Annotated in this window: 22 protein-coding genes; 4 read left to right on the top strand and 18 right to left on the bottom strand. The window is 64.3% G+C overall.

Going from position 1 to position 19,605, the window contains the following annotated elements; genetic code table 11:
* Position 1 precedes the first annotated feature (1 nt).
* Both msrB and IQ25_RS07415 read left to right on the top strand, forming a co-directional pair.
* Positions 2-493, top strand: a complete 492-nt coding sequence (gene msrB / locus IQ25_RS07420; protein WP_144904364.1) for a peptide-methionine (R)-S-oxide reductase MsrB — start codon at positions 2-4, stop codon at positions 491-493.
* A 61-nt stretch (positions 494-554) separates the two neighbouring features.
* Entirely contained in the window at positions 555-1,547 is a 993-nt protein-coding gene (locus IQ25_RS07415; RefSeq protein ID WP_144904362.1) for an esterase-like activity of phytase family protein, read from the top strand.
* Positions 1,548-1,620: 73 nt separating this feature from the next.
* Here IQ25_RS07415 and rpmB read toward each other — a convergent pair whose 3' ends face one another.
* The gene (gene rpmB / locus IQ25_RS07410) at positions 1,621-1,905 is read right to left on the bottom strand and encodes a 50S ribosomal protein L28 (protein WP_144904360.1); all 285 of its coding nucleotides are present in this window, start codon (positions 1,903-1,905) and stop codon (positions 1,621-1,623) included.
* Between the two features lie 187 nt (positions 1,906-2,092).
* Between rpmB and IQ25_RS07405 the strand changes: the two genes are divergently transcribed.
* Positions 2,093-2,548 (top strand): nucleoside deaminase, encoded by a 456-nt coding sequence (locus IQ25_RS07405; protein WP_144904358.1) that lies wholly within the window; start codon positions 2,093-2,095, stop codon positions 2,546-2,548.
* Here the strand turns inward: IQ25_RS07405 and IQ25_RS07400 are convergent.
* From IQ25_RS07400 to IQ25_RS07325, 16 genes are all read right to left on the bottom strand, one after another.
* Positions 2,545-3,252 carry a ribonuclease T2 gene (locus tag IQ25_RS07400; RefSeq protein WP_144904356.1) on the bottom strand — a complete coding sequence of 236 codons (708 nt, stop codon included), beginning with the start codon at positions 3,250-3,252 and terminating at the stop codon, positions 2,545-2,547. The two genes, IQ25_RS07405 and IQ25_RS07400, sit on opposite strands and share 4 nt — an antisense overlap.
* Entirely contained in the window at positions 3,249-3,692 is a 444-nt protein-coding gene (locus IQ25_RS07395) for a hypothetical protein (protein ID WP_144904354.1), read from the bottom strand. Before IQ25_RS07395 ends, IQ25_RS07400 begins: the two co-directional genes overlap by 4 nt.
* An 81-nt stretch (positions 3,693-3,773) precedes the next feature.
* On the bottom strand, positions 3,774-4,160 hold the full coding sequence (locus tag IQ25_RS07390; RefSeq protein WP_144904352.1) for a hypothetical protein: 387 nt from the start codon (positions 4,158-4,160) through the stop codon (positions 3,774-3,776).
* A 14-nt stretch (positions 4,161-4,174) separates the two neighbouring features.
* Positions 4,175-5,041: a carboxylating nicotinate-nucleotide diphosphorylase gene (gene nadC / locus IQ25_RS07385; protein ID WP_144904350.1), complete on the bottom strand. Its 867-nt coding sequence runs from the start codon at positions 5,039-5,041 to the stop codon at positions 4,175-4,177.
* A gap of 53 nt (positions 5,042-5,094) precedes the next feature.
* On the bottom strand, positions 5,095-5,892 hold the full coding sequence (locus tag IQ25_RS07380) for a LytR/AlgR family response regulator transcription factor (RefSeq protein ID WP_144904348.1): 798 nt from the start codon (positions 5,890-5,892) through the stop codon (positions 5,095-5,097).
* Positions 5,893-5,989: 97 nt separating this feature from the next.
* Complete coding sequence (locus IQ25_RS07375; RefSeq protein ID WP_144904346.1) at positions 5,990-7,147, bottom strand: sensor histidine kinase; 1,158 nt, start codon at positions 7,145-7,147, stop codon at positions 5,990-5,992.
* A gap of 42 nt (positions 7,148-7,189) precedes the next feature.
* On the bottom strand, positions 7,190-7,987 hold the full coding sequence (locus tag IQ25_RS07370; RefSeq protein ID WP_144904344.1) for a DsbA family protein: 798 nt from the start codon (positions 7,985-7,987) through the stop codon (positions 7,190-7,192).
* Positions 7,988-7,997: 10 nt separating this feature from the next.
* Positions 7,998-9,350 carry a M48 family metalloprotease gene (locus IQ25_RS07365; protein ID WP_181447213.1) on the bottom strand — a complete coding sequence of 451 codons (1,353 nt, stop codon included), beginning with the start codon at positions 9,348-9,350 and terminating at the stop codon, positions 7,998-8,000.
* A 49-nt stretch (positions 9,351-9,399) separates the two neighbouring features.
* Positions 9,400-10,356 carry an alpha/beta hydrolase gene (locus IQ25_RS07360; RefSeq protein WP_246415707.1) on the bottom strand — a complete coding sequence of 319 codons (957 nt, stop codon included), beginning with the start codon at positions 10,354-10,356 and terminating at the stop codon, positions 9,400-9,402.
* Between the two features lie 59 nt (positions 10,357-10,415).
* Positions 10,416-11,765, bottom strand: a complete 1,350-nt coding sequence (locus IQ25_RS07355) for a PAS domain-containing protein (RefSeq protein ID WP_144904341.1) — start codon at positions 11,763-11,765, stop codon at positions 10,416-10,418.
* A gap of 89 nt (positions 11,766-11,854) precedes the next feature.
* The gene (locus IQ25_RS07350) at positions 11,855-12,727 is read right to left on the bottom strand and encodes an HpcH/HpaI aldolase/citrate lyase family protein (protein WP_144904339.1); all 873 of its coding nucleotides are present in this window, start codon (positions 12,725-12,727) and stop codon (positions 11,855-11,857) included.
* A gap of 12 nt (positions 12,728-12,739) precedes the next feature.
* The gene (locus tag IQ25_RS07345) at positions 12,740-14,011 is read right to left on the bottom strand and encodes an MFS transporter (RefSeq protein WP_144904337.1); all 1,272 of its coding nucleotides are present in this window, start codon (positions 14,009-14,011) and stop codon (positions 12,740-12,742) included.
* Positions 14,011-14,448, bottom strand: a complete 438-nt coding sequence (locus IQ25_RS07340) for a DUF2141 domain-containing protein (RefSeq protein WP_144904335.1) — start codon at positions 14,446-14,448, stop codon at positions 14,011-14,013. Before IQ25_RS07340 ends, IQ25_RS07345 begins: the two co-directional genes overlap by 1 nt.
* Positions 14,445-15,155, bottom strand: coding sequence for a sterol desaturase family protein (locus IQ25_RS07335; protein ID WP_144904333.1), 711 nt, complete (start codon positions 15,153-15,155; stop codon positions 14,445-14,447). The genes IQ25_RS07340 and IQ25_RS07335 overlap by 4 nt, the downstream gene beginning before the upstream one ends.
* Positions 15,156-15,215: 60 nt before the next feature.
* A complete protein-coding gene (locus IQ25_RS07330) occupies positions 15,216-16,517 on the bottom strand; it encodes an acyl-CoA dehydrogenase family protein (RefSeq protein ID WP_144904331.1) in 1,302 nt (433 codons plus the stop codon).
* The gene (locus IQ25_RS07325) at positions 16,517-17,836 is read right to left on the bottom strand and encodes a phosphotransferase (protein WP_144904329.1); all 1,320 of its coding nucleotides are present in this window, start codon (positions 17,834-17,836) and stop codon (positions 16,517-16,519) included. Before IQ25_RS07325 ends, IQ25_RS07330 begins: the two co-directional genes overlap by 1 nt.
* 220 nt (positions 17,837-18,056) lie before the next feature.
* Between IQ25_RS07325 and IQ25_RS07320 the strand changes: the two genes are divergently transcribed.
* Positions 18,057-19,025 (top strand): serine hydrolase, encoded by a 969-nt coding sequence (locus tag IQ25_RS07320; RefSeq protein WP_258536979.1) that lies wholly within the window; start codon positions 18,057-18,059, stop codon positions 19,023-19,025.
* A gap of 176 nt (positions 19,026-19,201) precedes the next feature.
* Here the strand turns inward: IQ25_RS07320 and IQ25_RS07315 are convergent, their stop codons facing one another.
* Positions 19,202-19,390, bottom strand: coding sequence for a hypothetical protein (locus IQ25_RS07315; RefSeq protein ID WP_144904325.1), 189 nt, complete (start codon positions 19,388-19,390; stop codon positions 19,202-19,204).
* Between the last annotated feature and the right edge of the window lie 215 nt (positions 19,391-19,605).

Here is a 19,605-nt window from a genome sequence, read left to right as displayed (position 1 = left end):
CATGATCGCCCAGTCCAGTCGCCGCAGTTTCATCGCCTTTCTTGCCGCAGGATCGGTCCTGCCCTTTGCCAGCGCCTGCAGCGCCAAGCCTGCGGCCAAGGGCACGTTCCCGATCATGAAGAGCGAGGCCGAATGGCGCCGCGTGCTGACGCCGGAGCAGTTCTACATCCTGCGCGAGGAAGGGACCGAGCGCCCGTTTACCTCGCCGCTGCTCAAGGAGCATCGCAAGGGAACTTTCGTCTGCGCGGCCGATGGCACTGCGCTGTTCTCCTCGACCACCAAGTTTGACAGCGGGACCGGCTGGCCGAGCTTCTGGAAGCCGCTGCCCAAGGGCGTTGCCACCAGCACCGACCGCAGCCTTGGCATGTCGCGCACCGAAGTCCATTGTACCCAGTGTGGCGGACACCTTGGGCATGTCTTCGACGATGGCCCAGCGCCAACGGGCCTGCGCTACTGCATCAACGGCGATGCGCTGAAGTTCCGTCCCGCCTGATCGCAGGGCTTACGCGTATTTCGCAATTGACGGCTCCGGGCACTGTCCCCACGGCAGGCTGGTGCGCCGTAAACTTTTCACTTTTCTGGTATTGCTGCCGATGGCCCTGCTGGTCTGGGCGACGCAGCGCAACGATCCGTTCACGTTCGACAGACGGGTCGAAGTAACGGATCTGCTTCCCGGCATCCCTGCAACCGAGCGGGAGCAGCTTGGACCATTCAAGCTGCAGCAGGCCTGGTTGCTTGAAGGTGCGGATCACCGGTTTGGTGGCTATTCCGCGCTGGTGCCGCAGGACGGCGGACTGCTTGCCATCAGCGACCGCAATCGCACCTTGTCGATCCCCTCGACGCTGAAGCCCGGCGCGTTCCTTTCGGCCATGCCCAATATGGTCGTGCAGCGCTGGCCGGACGGGCACACCACCATCGGTTTCGATACCGAAAGCGCTGTGCGCGATCCGATCGATGGCAGTCTCTGGATCGGGCTGGAAGACGATTGGCACGTGGTCCGCACCGATCTTCGCACTGGCGCCATCAACCTGATCCCGGTGAACGAGACACGCGACTGGCCGCGCAATGGCGGGGCCGAGGCCATGGCGCGACTGCCAGATGGTCGCTGGGTCATGCTCTGTGAATCCTGCGGGACCGGTCGTGGCGGCCTGCACCTTGGGTTGTTGTTCGAAGGTCGTCCGGGCCTGTCGAAGGCGCACAAGTTCGGCTTCATCGTGCCCAACGGATTCGATCCTGTCGATGCTGTCCCGCTGCAGGATGGCCGGCTGCTGATTCTCGTCCGAAAGCTGGGGCTGTCACCTCCGGGCTTCTCGGCCCGAATCGTGCTTGCAGACCTGTCGCGGCTCGATCTCCGGCGGCCTTTGCCGAGCGTGGAACTGGCCCGTCTCGAAGGGCCTGCCCTGCGCGAGAACTGGGAAGGCATGGCGCTGACGCAGGACAAGGACGGGCTGATTCTCTGGCTCGTGGCCGACGCCAACGCCTCGACGTTTCAGCAGACGCGGCTGCTCAGGCTCTGGTTCGATCCAGCCCGGCTTCCCGCCCGATAGCAAATGCAACAAAAGCCCCCGATCCGCCTGGGATTGGGGGCCTTCGATGACTCAACCCTTGCGGGCAGAAGAATTAGGCGGCGGTCGCCTTGACCAGCTCGCGCTTCACCTTGAGGGCGCGCGACGAGAGCTTGGTGTCCGACTGCTTGAGCAGCCAGTTGTCGAGGCCACCGTTGTGCTCGACCGAACGCAGACCATGCGTCGAAACGCGGAACTTGAAGCTGCGGTCCAGCTTCTCGCTCATCAGCGTGACGTTCTGCAGGTTGGGCAGGAACAGACGCTTGGTCTTGTTGTTGGCGTGGCTTACGTTGTGACCGACTTGGCGGCCCTTACCGGTCAGTTCGCAGATACGCGACATGGCTAAAACTCGCTTGTGTTCGATAATACCTATCGGGAAGGCGCGGCTCTTATCGATTCACAGGACGAAGTCAAGGATTCGCGTTTCATGTCTGGACCGGATCGCCGCAAGGGCGGCGATCCTGACGCGGGCCGGTGCCGTCTGCCATTCGCCTTGCGAATGGCCAGCAAACGAATATGCCGTAGGCATGACCCGCTGGCCCCTGCCTGAACCGATGCGAATGGCTCTGGATGAGGCTGCGCGGGCGGCTGGCGAGGGCGAAGTGCCCATCGGCGCGGTCGTGGTCAAGCAAGGCAAGGTCATTGCCGCGGCCCACAACCAGCCTCGCAGCTTGTGCGATCCTACTGCCCATGCCGAGGTGCTGGCGATTCGCGCGGCGGCTGCGGCGCTCGGGCAGGAAAGGCTGGAGGGTTGCGACCTGTGGGTCAGCCTTGAGCCCTGCGCGATGTGTGCGGGCGCTATCTCTCACGCCCGCATTGCGCGTGTCTACTATGCGGCGAGCGATCCCAAGGGCGGCGCGGTGGAGCATGGGGCGCGGGTTTTCGAACAGCCTACCTGCCTGCATCGGCCCGAAGTCTATTCCGGCATGGGCGAGGCTGAAGCTGCTGAGTTATTGCGCGAGTTCTTCCGCGAGCGGCGCTAGAAGCTGCGCCAGATCTTCACCGGCATGGTGTCAGCCGGACCATTGCCGCCGGGACAGCGCGCAGGCTTCATCCGAATCGAGTGGCAGACGTGGATCTCGCGCAGCCAGCCATCGCGGCCCAGCAACAGGCGGATCATGTCTGGCTTGAGGCGCGGGTTGGCGATGATCATGGCCTGCCGCACCTTGCCCGCATCCAGCCCATCGCTGCGCGAGAGGCGGGCCATGTCGGGGAACTGCATGGCCTGGAACAGGGCGCGGCCCTTGTCGAAGTAGGCGGCGGGGTCCCTGCTCATGCAGGTGCCGTGCTTGGCCCATTCGTGGAGCATCAGGTCAGCCGAAGGCGTAGTGCAGAAGTTGCGGCGCAGGACTTGCGCATCGGGCAGGCGGCGCATCGGACAGTATTGCGGGTACTTGCCGCCCTTGCCATCAGGCCAGAGGCCATGGAGCACGAAGCCGAAGCGACCGTACTTGCCCGAGCACTGCGTGGCATGGCGCGGATCGTCCTTGCGCGTGCGGCAGAACTCGGGCGACCAGCTTATGGCGAGCGTGTAGCCGCTGGTCGGCACGATGCGCGGCGGCGCGTCCGGCTCGGGAAGGGCGGGCACGCTGATCTGCGGCGGAAGCTGGCATTGCCAGCCCTGTGCAAGAGCCGGGGAGGCGAGCAGGGCCAGCGGCCACGGGAGTAAGCGCGTGAGCAGCTTCATTCGAAGACGAGCGGGTCCGCCATGACGCCCTTGTTTGCGATCCAACGTCGGGATTCGGGCAAGAACAGGCAGACGAGGGCAGCCAGTTGCACCAATGCGGAAGCCAGCATCAGGATCGCGGTGACAGGACTGATCAAACCGGAGACGGCATTGGCAAGGTTCAACGGTACGCTGACAACACTCAACACTGTCAGAACCGTAAAAACCCAGCGTGCGGCGTTGCTGGCTCGTGCCACGATCCTGAACCAGATGAGCGCGTAGATGCCGTAGCTGAGCAGGCTCACGCCGAGCAGGAACCACCAGCTGCCGAACATCCGCGTTGTCGGATCGGCCTGGAGGATGTCCTGCGAGGAGGTCCACGAGATCGCAGTCTGGACAAGGCTTATCACCATGACGGCGATCAGCAGGCGATGGAAAATCGTAATTGAACGTGGACGCACCGGGCTGCTCCCTTGATCTGCAGCCATGCTATCGCCTTGGAGCAGGCTCGGATAGCGACCTTGATCACATCTCCGGTACGATTACGCGCGCTGCTTCAGCCACTCGGACGAAGCAGGCAGGAACATCAGCACGCCTGCCGCCAGCATCAGAAGGATCGCGATGACCGAGAAGATCGCGAAGGGCACGCCGATCATCGTCGCGACTGCCGGGATGCCGCCAAGGCCGATCAGGTCCAGCGCGATCACGGCTGCAAGGAACCAGCGTGCAATCGAGAATCGGCCGCGCGAGACCGCGAGGGCCAGGCCGATTGCTACCAGAGCATTGGCGAACGGGCCGATCAGCAACTGGTTGCGCTCGATCTCCAATGCCGCCGCCATCGCGCCTGCGTGGACTACGATGTTGACGATACGGATCAGCTGGCTGGCGATCACGCTGGCTTCGAACAGGCGAATGGTCGTGGGGCGCATGGGGTTCGTCCTGTTCAGGCAATCGGAGTGAAGTCTAGGCCGATGTCGGCGGCGGGTGCGCTCTGGGTCAGGCGGCCGACCGAGACGTAATCCACGCCCGAGGCGGCAATTGCGCCGATGGTTTCCAGCCGCACGCCGCCCGAGGCCTCGCAGGGCACGCGGCCAGCGACCAGCGCCACGGCCTCGCGCAGCAGGTCAGGGCCCATGTTGTCGAGCAGCAGGCGAGTTGCCCCGGCCTCGAGTGCGGGCACGATCTGATTGATGTGGTCGACCTCGCAGATAACGTCTTTCACGCCCGCCGACAGGGCACGGCGCACGGCTTCGGCAACGCCGCCTGCCACGAGAACGTGGTTGTCCTTGATCATCGCCGCGTCCCACAGGCCCATGCGGTGATTGGTGCCGCCGCCGGTGCGCACGGCGTACTTTTCCAGATGGCGCAGGCCGGGGATGGTCTTGCGGGTGTCGAGGAGGCGCGCTTCGGTCTCTCCCATGGCGTCGACGTACTGCCGGGTCAGTGTCGCCACGCCCGAAAGGTGTTGCACGGTGTTCAACGCGCTGCGCTCGCCCGTGAGCATGGCGCGAGCATTGCCTTCGAGCCGCATCAGATCGGAGCCCGGCGAAACTCGCGCGCCTTCCTCGACGAGGATCTCGATCTTCATCTCGGGATCGAGCGCGCGGAAGAATGCTGCGGCAATGGGCAGTCCGCAAACCGTTATGGCATCCCGGCTGTCCATCACGCCGGAAAAGCGTGCGTCTGCCGGGATTACGCTTTCGCTTGTGACGTCATGCCCGCCACCGGGCAGCCCTTCGCCCAGATCTTCTGCAAGTGTTGCGGCGACGAAGGCTTCGAGATCGAAGCCGGGAATGGAGAAGCTGCTCATTCAGTGCGCATTACCATTCCCGGCCTGTCTGTCGAGACAACTGTCTGTCGAGTTCAGTGAACGAAGCGCGCTACCACGTCGCGGTACGAGCGCGACACCTTCACCTCGGCGCCGCTCTCCAGCACGAGGAAGCACTCGCCGTTGGTGTGCGGCTTTACCTGCCGTACCTGATCGAGATTGACGATCTTGGAGCGGTGAACGCGCTGGAACACGCGGGGGTCGAGGCGACGTTCGAGATCCTTCATCGTTTCGCGCAGGATCAGCGAATTGTCGCCGGTGTAGATGCACATGTAGTCACCTGCCGCCTCGATGCGCTCGATCGTGTCGACATCGACGCGGAAAATCTTGCCGCGGTCCTTGATGTTGATGAGCTTTTCAAAGCGACCGGCGACCGGTTCGCCCTCGTCCTCGATTTCGGGCATGGCATCGGGCGCCACTTCTGCAAGGACGGTCTTGAGCTTGTCGGCCTCTTCGCGTCCGCGCTTTTCCGAAAGGCGGGTGCGGGCGCGGTCGAGCGCGTCGGCAAGGCGGTCTTCCTCGACTGGCTTGAGCAGGTAGTCGACCGCGTTTGCCTCGAAGGCCTTGATCGCGTGTTCGGAATAGGCGGTGACGAAGACGAACAGCGGCGGATCGATCTCCATCACGCCCTTGACCACCGAAAACCCATCAAACCCAGGCATCTGGATGTCGCAGAACACGAGGTCGGGCTTTTCGGTCTTGATCTTGCGGATGGCCTCGCGCCCGTTCGAGCAGGTGTCGATCACTTCGACATCGGGGAACGCCTGAAGACGGAGTTGCAGCCCCTGAATGGCCAGTTTTTCGTCGTCGACGAGGATCGTGCGGATGGTCATGCGGTTACCTTATGGATCACGTTGCGCCCCCGAAACGGTCCCCCCGTTAGAGTTTGCCTGATGGCAGGACGGGTAAAGTGGCAGTCGGTTCCCAAGATCATGCACCAACTCCAAAGCCGACCCCGATCGGGCGTCGCGCAGGACTGGCCTGAACCGCATCCGGCTTGGCCTCGAACGGCAGCTCCAGTACGACCTGAAAACCCCCTTCCGGGCGGTTGGAAATGTCGAATCGCTGGTTCTCACCATAGGCCTGGACCAGACGATCGCGGATATTGGCAAGGCCGATGCCGGTGCTGTCGCTGCTCACGCCGAACACGCTTGAAGGATCGGTGCCCGGTGGCAAGCCCGGTCCGGTGTCGGACACGGTGACTCGCAGCATCGGGCCGACGAGTTGCGCCTCGACCGTGATTTCCGCGCCATATTCCAGGGGGCTGACAGCGTACTTGATCGCGTTCTCGACCAGCGGCTGGAGCAGGAGCGAGGGCATCAGTCCGCTGCGCACGGCATCGTCGATACGAAATTCGGTGCGCAGGCGCTCCTCGAAGCGCATGCGCTCGATATCGAGATAGAGCTTCAGCGTCTCGATCTCCTGCGCCACGGTCACCCGCGCGGTGGGTTCGTTCACCAGCGTGTAGCGCAGGAATGACGACAGGCGCGAAAGCATCGCGTTGGCAGGCTCGGTCTGCTTGAGCAGGACCAGCGTGGAGATTGAATTCAAGGTGTTGAACAGGAAGTGCGGGTTGAGCTGGTAGCGCAGCATGGCGAGCTGAGCGCTGGTCGCCTGTGCCTCCAGCCGCATCAGCTGGTCATTCTGCTCTTCCACCTGCAGGAAGAAGTTTATCGCGTAATAGAGCCCGGTCCACGAAATCACGAGCGTGAGATCGAGGTAGAACACGCCGAGGAACAGCTGGGCGAAACTGGCGTCGCCGCCTTGCCGGTAAAGGCTGATCACCCAGGAATCGATGAAGGCATAGAGGCCCACCGCAACCGACATCGCGATGGCCGTCACGCCCCAGGTCACGATCGGGCGCCGGTTGATCAGGGCGCGGTATATCACCGACAGGATCAGCGAGATCGAGAAGCCGGTGATCGTGGCGATCACCACGATGACGAGGAACGACCAAGGCTGCGCATTGGCGATGGAGGACATGGCACGCAGCAGCATCGCGCCGCCCCAGCCCATGAACTGCAGGCGCCAGAAGGCTCGGTTCTTGTTGCCGAAGAACGGCGTTGGTCTGAACGGCAGCGCGGCCATGAAAGGTTTGTAACCGTTCGAAGGGGGCTAGGCTAGTGCGACCTAACTCTTGCGCGCGGCATCGATGGCGGCTTGCAGATCCGCAGCCGGGACGGCGCCGTGGACCAACTGGTCGCCGATGACCCATGCGGGGGTTCCGTTGATGCCGAGCTGGCGGGCCATCTGCAGGTTCCGCTTGAGCTCTTCCTCGACATCGGGCCTTGCAGCAAAGCTGCGTGCGGCGGCAAGATCCAGTCCGGCAACACCGGCGGCTGCGGCAATGCTCTCTTCAGAAGGGCGGGCGCCTTCGAACATTGCCTTGTGGTAGGCCGGGTATCTGCCTTGCGCGGCGGCGGCCAGGGCCATGCGCGCGGCGGGCGCGCTTTCGGGCGCGATGATCGGCAGTTCGCGCACGACGACCCGCAGATCGGGATTTTTCGCGATCAGGTCGTCGAGCGCCTTCACGCTCTGGCGGCAATAGGTGCAGGCAAAATCGGTGAATTCGACCAGCGTGACCTTCCCGTTCGGATTGCCGAGCACCGCGCCGGGGAAGGGCGTTTCGATCGCACCGCGCATCGGACCGATTTGCGCGGCGGCCTCGCGCTGCTGCAACCGTTCCATTGCCTCGGGCAGGACTTCGGGGTGTTCGAGAATGTAGGAGCGGACCAGCCCCTCAATGGCGGCGCGTTCCTTTCCGTCGATACCTGCGCTGGCCAGCGAGGCTTCGAGCTCTGCATCCTCGCTGCCCGTCGCGGCGATGGAGCGGTGTTCGTACCACCAGCCCAGCGCTGCGCCTCCTGCGGCGAAAAGCAGGGCTACGGCAGCGAAGGCACCGAGGCGGCGAGGTTGCTTGTCTGTCATCTGCAGTGACCTAGCGCGATTTCTTCTGGCGTTCCATCATCGCGCGGGCCGACATCGCGATGTCCTGCGCGCGAAGCCAGTCCGGCGTGCCTTTGGGCAGGGCGCTTTCCGCGGCTTCGGCGCTGCGCACGGCCTCGCCCAGCTGCATGTTCATCAGCTGCTGCTCCGCGCTGGCGAGCCTCGCGCGGGGGATGTCACCCTTGGCTTCATACACCACGCCGAGCTGGTACCAGGTGAACGGATTGTCCTTGTCGCGCGCGACCGAGGTCTTGAGCACCTTCTCGGCTTCGGCAAAGTTGTCCTTGTCCTCGGTGGCAATCAGGGCGTGGCCGAAGGTGGTGGCGATCAGCGGCTCGTTGCTGGTCAGCTGCGTAGCCTTGCGCAGCGGCGCAACCGCTTCGGCAGGGCGGCCCGATTCGAGCAGGATCTGCCCCTCCAGTTCGAGGAAATAGGGGTTGGCCGGATCGCTGGCGATCAGCGCCTTGGTCTCGTCCAGCGCCTTGTCGACGAAGGCTTCCTTGTGGAAGGCATAGGCCCGCGCATAGCGCGCGGGAACGTCGGTCAGGTATTCGGGATAGGCGCGCAGCGTGTCCTGCGGTTCGGCCAGGTAGCCATAGAGCTTTGCCTTCACCCGCAGGAACCGGGCCTGGAGTTCGGCAGGCGGCGGCGTGTTCCACGCCGGGTCCTTCTCGTAGGTGTCCTGCAGCGTGGCCAGGCGGTCTGCTGTCATCGGGTGGGTGCTGTAGAACTCCGCATCGGGATTGCTGCGACGGCTGAACCCGTAGCGGAATTCCTGATTCTGCAGCTTCTTGAAGAACTCGATCGAGCCGCGGCCTGAAATCCCGGCATCCGAAAGGAACTTGGCACCCGCCGCGTCGGCCGAGCTTTCCTGCGCGCGGCTGAAGGCGAGGAACTTGCCCAGTGCGGCCTGCTGTCCGGCCATGAACACGCCCAGCGCCGCGTCGGGCGATCCGGCTGCGGCAGCCAGCCCGCCAAGCAGCAGCGACAGCACCGTAATGCCGGTTGCGGGCTTGAGGCCTTCGTCAAAGCGGATGACGTGGCCGCCGGTGATGTGGCCAAGTTCGTGCGCGATGACGCCCTGCAGTTCGTTGACGTTGTCAGCCGCGCCGACCAGCCCTGAATGGATGTAGATCGCCTGTCCGCCTGCGACGAAGGCGTTGATCGAGCCGTCGTTGAGCAGGATCAGGTCCACCGCATTGGGATTGAATCCAGCAGCCTTGAAGATCGGTGCCGATGCATCGCGGAACAGCGCTTCGGTCTCGGCATCGCGCAGCACCGATTGCGCGACGGCTGGCTGCAGACACAGCGATAGCGCCACGAATACCGCCACGAGGCGGCTCAGGAACGTCGTCCGGAATGGGGCAGAGCGGGGGCGCGTCACGATGGCGGGACTATCCGCCCTGCGCCTGAACCGCAACTGAAGGTGCAGTCACCTTCGCGAGGAATGGCAGCACAACATCGAGCGCGCGGGCATCGCGGCTGAAGGGACGCGCAAACATCATGATGATCATCTCGTGGCTCACGCCTTCGAGCAGGACCGGCTGTGTCGGCACGCCGGCTTCGGTCATCCGGCGTGCGAGCGCCTTCGAGTTGCGCGGTTTTACGCGCGTATCGGCATCGCCCGTCACAAGCAGCAGCGGCGGCGCTCCGGCATGGGCGAAATTGACTGGTTGGGTCATCGAGGGATCGGGTGCATCGCCGAAGCTGTTGATCGTTGCGGGGCTGTCGAGCGGCAGGAAATCGAACGGTCCTGCCAGCGCCACCGTCCCCCGGATCGTCTGCGTATCGAGCCCCACGCGCTTCAGCCATTGGGGGTCAAGCGAGAGCATCATGACGTTGTAGGCGCCTGCCGAATGACCCATCAGCGCGATGCGCGCCGGGTCACCACCGAGCTTTCCGGCGTTGTCATGCACCCAGCGCAGCGCAGCTGCGCCGTCTTCCAGCATTCCGGGGAACTTTGCCTGAGGATAGAGGCGGTATCCGGCGAGAACCACTGCATAGCCTTGGGCGCAGAGTGTGCGGGCGATGAAGCGGTAGTCGTGAGGATCCCCGCTTGCCCAGCTGCCGCCGTGGATGAAAACGACGATCGGCAAGGCGCCTTTCGCGCCCTGTGGCACGAACATTTCCAGCTTCTGCGCCGGGTCCTTGCCAAATCGGGCCTGCGCCACAAGCTGGATGGCACCGTCACCACCGTTGAGCAGCCGGTCGGCCCCGTCGAGCACGGCGACGGCGTTGTTCTGCAAGGCATGGCGGAAGGCGACGTACCCTACGACCCCTAGCAGGACGAGGCATGTCGCCGTCCAGCCGATCCAACCCATGCGCCACTTGCCCTTCGTCGTGCTTGCCATGTGGCAAGCGCTAGCAGGCAACCGCTATGTCGCAAAGCGGCTGCAGGGGCATACACGCATCAGCCGATGAGGTGGCGTGCGGCTCTTTCGAACAGGGCTGCATCGTCGGCCACTTCGCCGAGCGCAACCACTTCGCCATTGGCCAGCCGCCGGACGACGACGAGGGCGAACTCCACGCCTTCGGGAGGGGCGATCTCGCTGACCTTGCGCGAAGGCAGGGCACGCAGCGATTCGGCCAGTGCCTCAGGTCCGCGCCTGGCCAGAGCCTTGCCCGCTTCCTCGCGGCGCAGTCGTCGCTCGGCGTTGATCACGCCTTTGAGGCCGCCTGGAGCTTCGGACAGGTACTTGCCGAGTTCGCCGCGGGCGAGGCCGATGCGCTGGGCATGGGTCAGCGCTGCAGCGTATTCGGTGAGGCGGGTCTTGTCGTAGTCGGCGCCGAACACAAGTTTGACGATCGGGGTCATCGGCGCACGTTCCTGCATGGTGAGGCCTGCGTCCTCGAGCAGTTCGGCAAACTCTTCCGGTTCGCCCTGCGCGGCCAGCGCGAAGTCCCATGCCCGGCCGATGGCAGCATAAAGCGCGCTGCGGGTGCGGTCTTCGCTGGAGTTGGCGACAAGCGCCATCTCGCGCGCCGATCCGAGCCAGTCGGCCAGAGATTCGGGCTCGTGCGCGTCATCGGCCGGGGGCGGCGGGAAGATATCATCGTCCAGCCCGAAGGCGGGTTCGGGAAAGGCATCGAGATCAAGCGCGGCGGGGCCATCGGCCCAGGCATCGCTCGGCTCGATCAGCGGGCGGCGCGGCTGCTGCTTGATCGGGGCCGTATCGAGCGCCTGACCGATCTCCAGCAGGAGCTCGTCGGTCGTCGCCTGATCGGCCAGTTCCTTCCAGTTGATCGCGCCCATGATGTAGTCGATCTTCGACCCATCCGAGGAGAACGGCAGCAGGATGCCGCGATAGAGGATCGTGCGGCCGTGCTGGTTGACGAACTCGGCCTCGAAGCCGATCGGCGCCTGATTGGCGATGATCTGCATGTAGTGGTCGGTGATGCGCGAGAGCAGCGAGCGACCCGGAACCTGGCTCAGCCGCTCGATCGAGCCTTCGGTGCCGCATTCCTCGCCGAGCTTGGCGCCAAGGAAGGTGATGGCGGGATCGTCGATCCCTTCGTCGAAGTGCAGCAGCACGAGATTGTCGGCGAAATCAGGATAGTGCCCGGCAAGCAGCGACGCGACCGGCGGGAACGAGTTGTTGCCAAGCTGGCTCGCCCAGTAGTTGTAGGCGCGCACCTGCATGCGGCGTTCGTCCTGGCCGACGACAGGCGGCGGCGCTTCGCTGGCCGCGTCGTCTTCGAATCCTGTCAGATCGAGTTCTGCCTCGACGCTGTCACGGTCAATTCCACGCAAAGTATCCATCACGTTCACCAGATCCCATTTGTCGGGAACTGGTCTGGCGCAACTTCGTGAAGAAGTGCTTAAGTTGCGCCAGTGCGGCTTATTCCGGGTTAACGCGCGGCTATGGCGGCCGCTTTGGCAAGCAGCTTCTCTGCCTGCGCAAGGTGCAGAAGTTCCACCATTTTTCCGCTGACGCGCAAGGCGCCTCGGCCTGAATTGGCAGGATCGGCAAAGGCCGCGACAATCGTCTCCGCTTCGGCAAGATCGGCAGCCGAAGGCGCGAAAATGCGGTTGCATGGTTCAAGTTGCGCGGGGTGAATCAGCGTCTTGCCATCAAATCCCGAATCGCGCGCCTGCTCGCATTCGGCTTCCAGCCGGGCCGTGTCCTCGATCGCGTTGCAGACCCCGTCGAGGATGACGAGCCCATGTGCGCGGGCGGCGAGGACCGCCATGGTCAGCACGGGCAGGAACGCTCTCCGGCCCGGTAGCTGGGCAATGCCGCTGTCCTTGGCGAGATCGTTGAGGCCCAGCACGAAGCCCGCCAGTCGGGTGCTTCCGGCGCAGGCCGCGATTCGTTCGAGCGCAAGCACCGCGCGCGGCGTCTCGATCATCACCCACAGCGCCACGTCGGGCGCGAAACCCGCAGCGTCCATTGCTTGCGAGAGCGCTTCGACGTCGCCTGCGTCATCGACCTTCGGCGCAAGGATCGCTTCGACAGGCGCGGCGGCGAGGGCGGTCAGATCGTCATGACCCCAAGGTGTGGCCAGGGCATTGATCCGTGCGATCAGCCTGCGGTGGCCGAACCCACCGGCCTGTGCCTCGGTGACGAGTGCTGCGCGCGCATCGGCCTTGGCTTCGGGAGCCACGGCATCTTCGAGATCGAGCGCCACGGCATCGCAATCGAGGCTGCGCGCCTTGGCGATTGCGCGCGGGTTGCTGGCAGGCATGTAGAGCAGTGAGCGCAAGGGGCGGGCGTCGGTCATCGTGGGCTCCGGCTATCGGCGTCTGGCATTGGGGACGGCATCGAGCCGCCCTTCCTCGCGCGTCGGCATAGGGGCAAAAAAGTGCATGGCAAGAGACAGGGCGAGCCAGCCTGCGGCAACATACAGCGCGGTGGGTAGCGAGGTGAAGTCTGCCACGGTGCCCCAGGCCCAAGCGCCCAGCGCCATGCCGCCGAAGGTCACCGCCTGATAGATCGACAGGCAGCGACCGAGGATGTCTTCTGGACTGCGCAACTGCATCGCCACGTTGAGGCTGGTCATTGCGCTGGCCCAGCCCATGCCGCCGATGAAGGCGGCGAGTACCGCCATCGGAACGCTTGTGGCAGCAGCCATCAGCAACTGTGCCACCGCGAAGATCACGGTCGCGGCCGTCACCACCGCTTCGCTCCCCAGCCGCCTGCGCAGCTTGGAAATCCACAGCGCCGTCACGATCGAGCCGATGCCGAAGCCGCCGAGCATCAGCCCGTAGTCCAGTTCGCTGCCCTTCAGCACGTCGCGGGCGATGCTTGGCATGAGGGCCTGTAGGCCCGCCGCGCCAAAGCCGATGGCTAGGCCGCGCATCAGCACCTTGCGAATCGGCGAGGACGTCGCGCAGAATCGGATGCCACGTCCGATTGCCGCCATCATCGGCTCGCGCATCGGCGGCAGAGATTCGGGGCGCCAGTTGGCGAGCACCACGATCATCCCGATGTAGCTGACCGCATTCAATGCGAAGGCAAGGCTCGTGCTCCACAACGAGATAAGAATCCCGCCGAGCGCAGGGCCTACGCTGCGTGCAAGGTTGAACGAGATCGCGTTTAACGAGATCGCCTGCGGCAGGTCGGCCCGGTCCACCTGCAGGCGGACAGAGGCCTGCCACGCAGGGCCATTGAGCGCCGTGCCCATGCCGACCATCAGCGTCAGCGCCAGCAGCGACCAAGGGCCGATATTGCCGGTGTAGGACAGGACCGCGAGCACGGCAGAGACGACCAGCATGCCGCTTTGCGCCGCGAGCATCACGCGGCGGCGGTCGTAGTTGTCGGCAATCGCGCCGGCGAACACGCCCAGCAGCAGGATCGGGATCGTCGCAGAGGCTTGCACCAGCGCCACGAGCACGTGCGAACGGGTCAGCTCGGTCATCAGCCATGCCGCCCCGACCGACTGGATCATAGAGCCGATGTTCGAGAACAGGTTTGCGGTCCAGATCGCGCGGAACGCGGGATAGCGGAATGGAGCGAGCGGGCTTCCCGAAGGCTGTGTTTGTGGCGGGACTTGCGCGTCAGGCACTACAGATATCGGACCTTCAACTTCATGCGAACCGGCGCGCCGCCGGTGACATCGAAGGCTGCCGCTTCGAACTTGGGCGCCGACATCCGCACCGGTGCATCGCGCGAGAAGCCGAAGCCTTCCTTTGGCAGGAACAGCGTCTTGTCCATTTTCTTGTTCCCGTTCTCGTCATGCAGGAGAACGATGGCATAACGCCCCGGCATGACGTCGCGGATGACGAGCTGGCCGGGTTGATCGGCCCTGATCGAGGCCGTGCGACGGTTGGGGTCCTTGTCACAGCCTTCCGGAAACAGCTTCGGATTGGCGCTCATGCAAAGCCAGACCATGCCCTTGGCATTGCGCAAGCCGGTGATGTCCACGGTCACGCTGGTCGGGGCCGGAGCGTTTCCGGCAATCATGAGGGGCAGCAAAGGCAGCAGAATGGAGGAGCGCTTCATGGTGCGGACAGTCCCTTGTCTGTGCCGCACAGCCGGTCCCAGTGGCGAAAGTAGAGACCGTAGTTGCAGCGATATTGCTCGTGATGGCGATGGTGGTGGCTCGCCGTTATCAGCCAATTCCCTGCCCGGGAATGAACAAGCCATCCGGGAAACATCTCCCAGCCCATGTGATTGGTCACCCCCATCACCGTCATGACCAGCAGCACGAGCGCCAGCATCCCGGCGTGAATCGGGATGAAGAAGACCAGCGCCGGGATCAGCAGCGATACGATGGCCGCTTCGACGGGATGGAAGTTCATCGCCGCCCATGCCGTTGGCGGACGGCTCGCGTGGTGGATCGCGTGGATGCGCCGGAACACGTCCGGGCGGTGCATCCAGCGGTGCGTCCAGTAGAACCAGGTGTCATGGATCAGCAGGTAGAGCAGCAGCGAGACCGGCATCCACCACAGCGGATAACTCTGCGGATCGGTATAGATCCGGGTCCACCCGCGCTGCTGCCAGCCCCAGGCTACCACGCCTGCGGGCACGCCGTAGATTGCAGCCGTGGCCAGGCTCCAGGTGATCTCGGAGCGGATCTGGCGCTCCAGCCCGGCGTAATGGCCGGGGCGGACCTTGTGCGTTGCCCAGGCGAACATGCCGCTGGTGATAAGGTAGCGCACCGCGACGATCACGGTCATGGCAATCGCCGAGGCAAGGACGCTGTTCATCGCGGCCGCTATGCCAAGCTTTGGCGGGCGAGGACAGCCCTGCCTTGGGGCATGGGCACTTTACCCGAACTGGCCCTTGCGTGGGCCCAGATAGCCGAACAGGAATGCGCCGACCTTGCGCATCTGGATTTCCTCGGCGCCTTCGGTGATGCGATAGCGGCGGTGGTGGCGGTAGATGTGCTCGAACGGCTTGTGCCGCGAATAGCCGATGCCGCCATGGACCTGCATCGCCCGGTCGGCCGCTTCGCAGACCAGCCGGTTCGCCCAGTAATTGCACATCGAGACCTTATCGGACAGTTCGCGCTCGATCCGCTTGTGTCCGCCTTCCTCGGCTTCGAGCTGGTCCATCGCCCAGGCGGTCTTGCGGATCAGCAGGCGCAGCATCTCGCACTGGGTGGCGAGTTCCACGAGCGGGAACTGGATTGCCTGATTGCGGGCCAGTTCCTCGCCGAAAGGCTTGCGCTCGCGCGCATAGCGCACCGATTCCTCGACGCAGAAGGTGGCGGCGCCGAGCGAAGACGCTGCCTGCCGGATGCGGTTCTGGTGCACGAAGCTCTGCGCGATGGCGAGGCCACCGCCGACAGGGCCGAGGATCGAGCTTTCAGGCACCCAGACATTGGTGAACGATACGCGGGGATGGTCGGTCGGCATGTTGAAGGTCCACAGGTATTCCTCGATGACGAGACCTTCGGTGGGATTGGGCACGAGGAAGCAGGTGATCCCGCGCGCATCGCCATTCTCGCCGCTGGTGCGGGCGAAGGTGGCGCAGTGAGTCGCCACGTGCATGCCGGTGGTCCACATCTTTTCGCCATCGATGCGCCAGCCGGGCACGCCGTCGCGCGTTTCTGGCACGGCGCGCGTCTCCATGTGGGTGGCGTCGGAGCCATGGTTGGGCTCGGTCAGTCCGAAGGCGGTGCGGCGGGTGCGGGCAAAGCCGCCGTTGATGAATTCGTCCTGCTGCTCGGGTGTGCCGAAATGCTCGAACATGTTCACGAAGGGGAAGTTACCGACGATCGAATGTTCGTTCTGCAGATCGTTGTGCAGGCCAAGGCCCTTGGCGGCAAAGTGCTCGCGGATCACCGCCATCCACAGGTTCTTGCCATCCTTGCCGCCGTATTTCTTCGGCGCTGAGAAGCGCCAGTGTCCGGCGGAATCGGCGCGGCGGGTCGCCTCGACCAGCAGCGCCTCCCATTCGTGGCGGGGCAGCCCGCCATTGTCGAAATCGGTGCGCGCCCATTCGCGGCGGTGGTCGAAGAAGCGGATGTTGTCGTCTGCCTGCTCCAACGGCCTTATCTCGGCCTCGATGAAGGCATCGAGCTCGGCAAGGTAGGTGACGAGATCGGCGGGAAGATCGAAGTCCATCAGTGTTGCTCCCAGAGCTTGGCGGCGGCGGCAAGCGCCGGGTATTTGGGCATGTCGGCGGCCAGCGTGGACAACACGCGGGCGCGCAGGGTGGCGAGCAGGCCGGGGGTGGCGAGCGACTTGCGGCCTGCCAGCAGGTCGTCGGCGAGAGGTTTGTCGGCAGGATCGGCCCGTCCGGCGAGTTCCCGCCGAACGATGCCCAGCGCGTTCTGCGCAACTGCCAGTTCCCAGCGCTCCCGCCCGGCGAGATTCGGCTTCACCGTCGCGGCAAGCCATTCGGAAATGGCGGTGAGGATCTCGGCCGCAGACGGTTCGCCAGGACCGGCCTGGCGCGTGGGAGTTGCAAGCGACAAGGCCTTGCGCCGCTCTGATTCAGGTGCCTCGCTTTCCAGCAGCAGCAGGAGGTCGAGTTCCTGCTCGGCGCAGCGGCGGGCGACGACCACGCGTTCAAGCGAACGGTCCGTCCCTTCGCGCCACGAGCGACCCATCGCCAGACAGCCCAGTGCCCACCACACGGTGCGATAGACCAGCCAGAAGCGGAACCGTGGCGCGTCGAACGGCTCACCACCTGCAGCCTCATAGGCGCGGGCGAGGCTTGCGACATCGGTCAGGCCGAAGCCCTGCCTGTCCAGCCGCCCGAAACGCCAGACGGTCATGCAGCCATAGGCGAGATCTTCATGGCCATCGCCGAGGTGCGCCAATTCCCAGTCCAGCACGCCCGACAGGCGCCCGTTCTCGACCATCAGATTGCCGATGCGGAAATCGCCGTGCACCACGACCAACGGCGCGGGCGGGGGAAGGTTGGCACGCAGCCAGGCGAGACCGAGCGCGATGACCGGCCGGTCTCCACCTGCATCCGCGAACTGCTGAGCCAGTCCCTCCACGCCATCGCCAGGGAACAGGCGCGGCAAGAACTCCAGCCCAGAGGGATTGAGGGCATGAATGCCGGCCATCGCCCGTGCGAGATCGTCTGCAAGATTCGGTGGTGACGAAAGTGCAACTTCAGGATCAGCGGTTCCCGGAAGGCAGCGCATGATGAAGCCGATGCCCAGGGCGTCATTGGGGGCAAGTTCGGCCACGACTTCGGGGGCATGGACGCCAGCGGCATGGGCGCGGCGCATCAGTTCCGCTTCGCCAGCCATGTCGAGCGGGCGCGCTGCGATCCATTCTGCCGAAGGGGCGCGGCGCAGGACGAAGCGCTCCTCCGCGCAGCCGAACACCCACGATTCCATGTTGGCGCCACCCGACAGCCGCTGCAGTCCGGTGACCCGACCCACCACGCCAGCGCGCGCCATGACGGCTTCGAGCAGCCCTTCCATCGCATCTCCAGCCCCGGCATCACGGTGCCGGTTGAAGACACTATCCTTAACCGATCGATTAAAGTCCAGCGCGAATCGACGGGTGTCAATCCGGTTCCCCACAATGCGCCAGCCTGCGCATCATGCGCGCCGAGGTGGTCCGAAAGGCACTTTGCCAACGAATCGCAATCCGTTACTTATGTTAAAGACGGATAAACCTGGGTCGGGGTACAACAAGGGCATGAAGTTCCGCACCGCAAGAATCATCGCTGCCCTCATGGTTGCAGCTCCCGCGCTTGTCGCCACGGTCCCCGCGGTGCAGAGCCGGGCGACGCTGACCCAACAGGATCAGCGCGACCTTGCGATCCAGCAGCAGGTCGCAGCAATTGCCGCAGAAGGGCGCGGCCGCATCGGCGTTGCAGCGATGGATCTCGACGGGGGCGGGCAGATTTTCGTCAATGCGGACATGCCGTTTCCCATGGCCAGCACCGCCAAAGTGGCAGTCGCCGCCACGTTCCTTGAACAGGTTGAAAAGGGCACGTTCCGGCTCGACCAGCAGTTTCCCATGATGATCCCGGTGCGGGAAACCGGTGCGCGCAGCGCAGAAGCACCGCTCCGCTCGGGTGAGCTGATGACGGCGCAAAGCCTGATGGAACTGATGATCACCCGCAGCCACAACGAGGCGACCGACGGGCTGATCCGTGCGGTCGGCGGGTATGAGAACGTCAACCGCTGGCTTTCGGCCAAGGGTATCGTCGGCCAGCGGCTGGATCACACCATGGCAACGCTTGTCCGCGATGATGGCAGGATTGATCCTGCCCGGGTGATCGATGTGAAAACGTCAAGCACGCCGCGCGCCATGCTCGCACTGCTCTCGGCGATCGACCGGGGTGGTGCCCTCAGCCCTGAAAGCCGCGCCGTCCTTCTCGATACGATGACCCGGACCACCACCGGCAAGAACCGCATGCGTGCCGGCCTGCCCGAAGGCACGCTGGTCGCGCACAAGACTGGCACGCTTGCCGGGGTGACCGACGACGTGGGCATCGTGCGCCTGCCCGATGGACGCCATCTGGCTGTAGTGTTCTTCGTGACCGGTCCTGAAGGGCACACGGTCCATGCTGGCCTCATCGCGCGGATGATGCGCACGATCTACGATGGTTACAGCGCGCCGCTCGCCAAGAGCACGCAGGATCTCGTCCGCCGCCGTTGACGGGTCTCCAAATCCGGCGCTGATCCCCCGAAGGGAACACCGCCTGCGTCTGCCCTGCCACGCGCCATGACGGCTTTGGCTCTTTCCTCGGTTCTTGAAACTCGAAAAAGCGAAAGGGGCGCGGTCCGAAGACCACGCCCCCTCTATCTCGTGTAACCTGCCCTTGCGGGCGGGAATTACATCGAAGCAGCTTCGCTCGCGTCAGCGGCGGCTTCCGAAGCGGCGCCCGAAGCGTCAGCAGCCATGTCGGTTGCAGCTTCAGTTGCTTCAACAGCAGCTTCGGTGGCTTCAGCTGCCGGCTTTTCCGAGCAGCCAGCGAGGGCGAAGGCGGTGCCGGCGACAGCGGCGAGGATGAGCTTGCGCATGCGGTACAATCCCTGGATTGAAGTGAACAGCGCCGGGCAAGCAGCCCGCCGCAAAGCCTACTCAGTCGGTAGACTTCCTGACCCAATTAATCGGCAATTCATCGCGTTGCAAGCACAAGACGTATGCATTCTGTCGCAGGCTTGGTGCTTTGCGGCCCGCTATGCCTTTTTTTTGCCGGAATTCCGTGCGTTGAAGCGACCCGCGCATGCGTCAG

The sequence above is a fragment of the Novosphingobium taihuense genome, assembly GCF_007830315.1.
GTDB lineage: Bacteria > Pseudomonadota > Alphaproteobacteria > Sphingomonadales > Sphingomonadaceae > Novosphingobium > Novosphingobium taihuense.
This window is presented reverse-complemented; position numbering and strand designations above follow the sequence as displayed.

Coding starts and splice junctions, on each gene's coding strand:
- msrB (WP_144904364.1), top strand. CDS start 2: ATGATCGCCCAGTCCAGTCGCCGCAGTTTCATCGCCTTTCTTGCCGCA.
- rpmB (WP_144904360.1), bottom strand. CDS start 1,905: ATGTCGCGTATCTGCGAACTGACCGGTAAGGGCCGCCAAGTCGGTCAC.
- IQ25_RS07405 (WP_144904358.1), top strand. CDS start 2,093: ATGACCCGCTGGCCCCTGCCTGAACCGATGCGAATGGCTCTGGATGAG.
- IQ25_RS07400 (WP_144904356.1), bottom strand. CDS start 3,252: ATGAAGCTGCTCACGCGCTTACTCCCGTGGCCGCTGGCCCTGCTCGCC.
- IQ25_RS07390 (WP_144904352.1), bottom strand. CDS start 4,160: ATGCGCCCCACGACCATTCGCCTGTTCGAAGCCAGCGTGATCGCCAGC.
- nadC (WP_144904350.1), bottom strand. CDS start 5,041: ATGAGCAGCTTCTCCATTCCCGGCTTCGATCTCGAAGCCTTCGTCGCC.
- IQ25_RS07380 (WP_144904348.1), bottom strand. CDS start 5,892: ATGACCATCCGCACGATCCTCGTCGACGACGAAAAACTGGCCATTCAG.
- IQ25_RS07375 (WP_144904346.1), bottom strand. CDS start 7,147: ATGGCCGCGCTGCCGTTCAGACCAACGCCGTTCTTCGGCAACAAGAAC.
- IQ25_RS07370 (WP_144904344.1), bottom strand. CDS start 7,987: ATGACAGACAAGCAACCTCGCCGCCTCGGTGCCTTCGCTGCCGTAGCC.
- IQ25_RS07360 (WP_246415707.1), bottom strand. CDS start 10,356: ATGGCAAGCACGACGAAGGGCAAGTGGCGCATGGGTTGGATCGGCTGG.
- IQ25_RS07355 (WP_144904341.1), bottom strand. CDS start 11,765: ATGGATACTTTGCGTGGAATTGACCGTGACAGCGTCGAGGCAGAACTC.
- IQ25_RS07350 (WP_144904339.1), bottom strand. CDS start 12,727: ATGACCGACGCCCGCCCCTTGCGCTCACTGCTCTACATGCCTGCCAGC.
- IQ25_RS07340 (WP_144904335.1), bottom strand. CDS start 14,448: ATGAAGCGCTCCTCCATTCTGCTGCCTTTGCTGCCCCTCATGATTGCC.
- IQ25_RS07335 (WP_144904333.1), bottom strand. CDS start 15,155: ATGAACAGCGTCCTTGCCTCGGCGATTGCCATGACCGTGATCGTCGCG.
- IQ25_RS07330 (WP_144904331.1), bottom strand. CDS start 16,517: ATGGACTTCGATCTTCCCGCCGATCTCGTCACCTACCTTGCCGAGCTC.
- IQ25_RS07325 (WP_144904329.1), bottom strand. CDS start 17,836: ATGGAAGGGCTGCTCGAAGCCGTCATGGCGCGCGCTGGCGTGGTGGGT.
- IQ25_RS07320 (WP_258536979.1), top strand. CDS start 18,057: ATGAAGTTCCGCACCGCAAGAATCATCGCTGCCCTCATGGTTGCAGCT.
- IQ25_RS07315 (WP_144904325.1), bottom strand. CDS start 19,390: ATGCGCAAGCTCATCCTCGCCGCTGTCGCCGGCACCGCCTTCGCCCTC.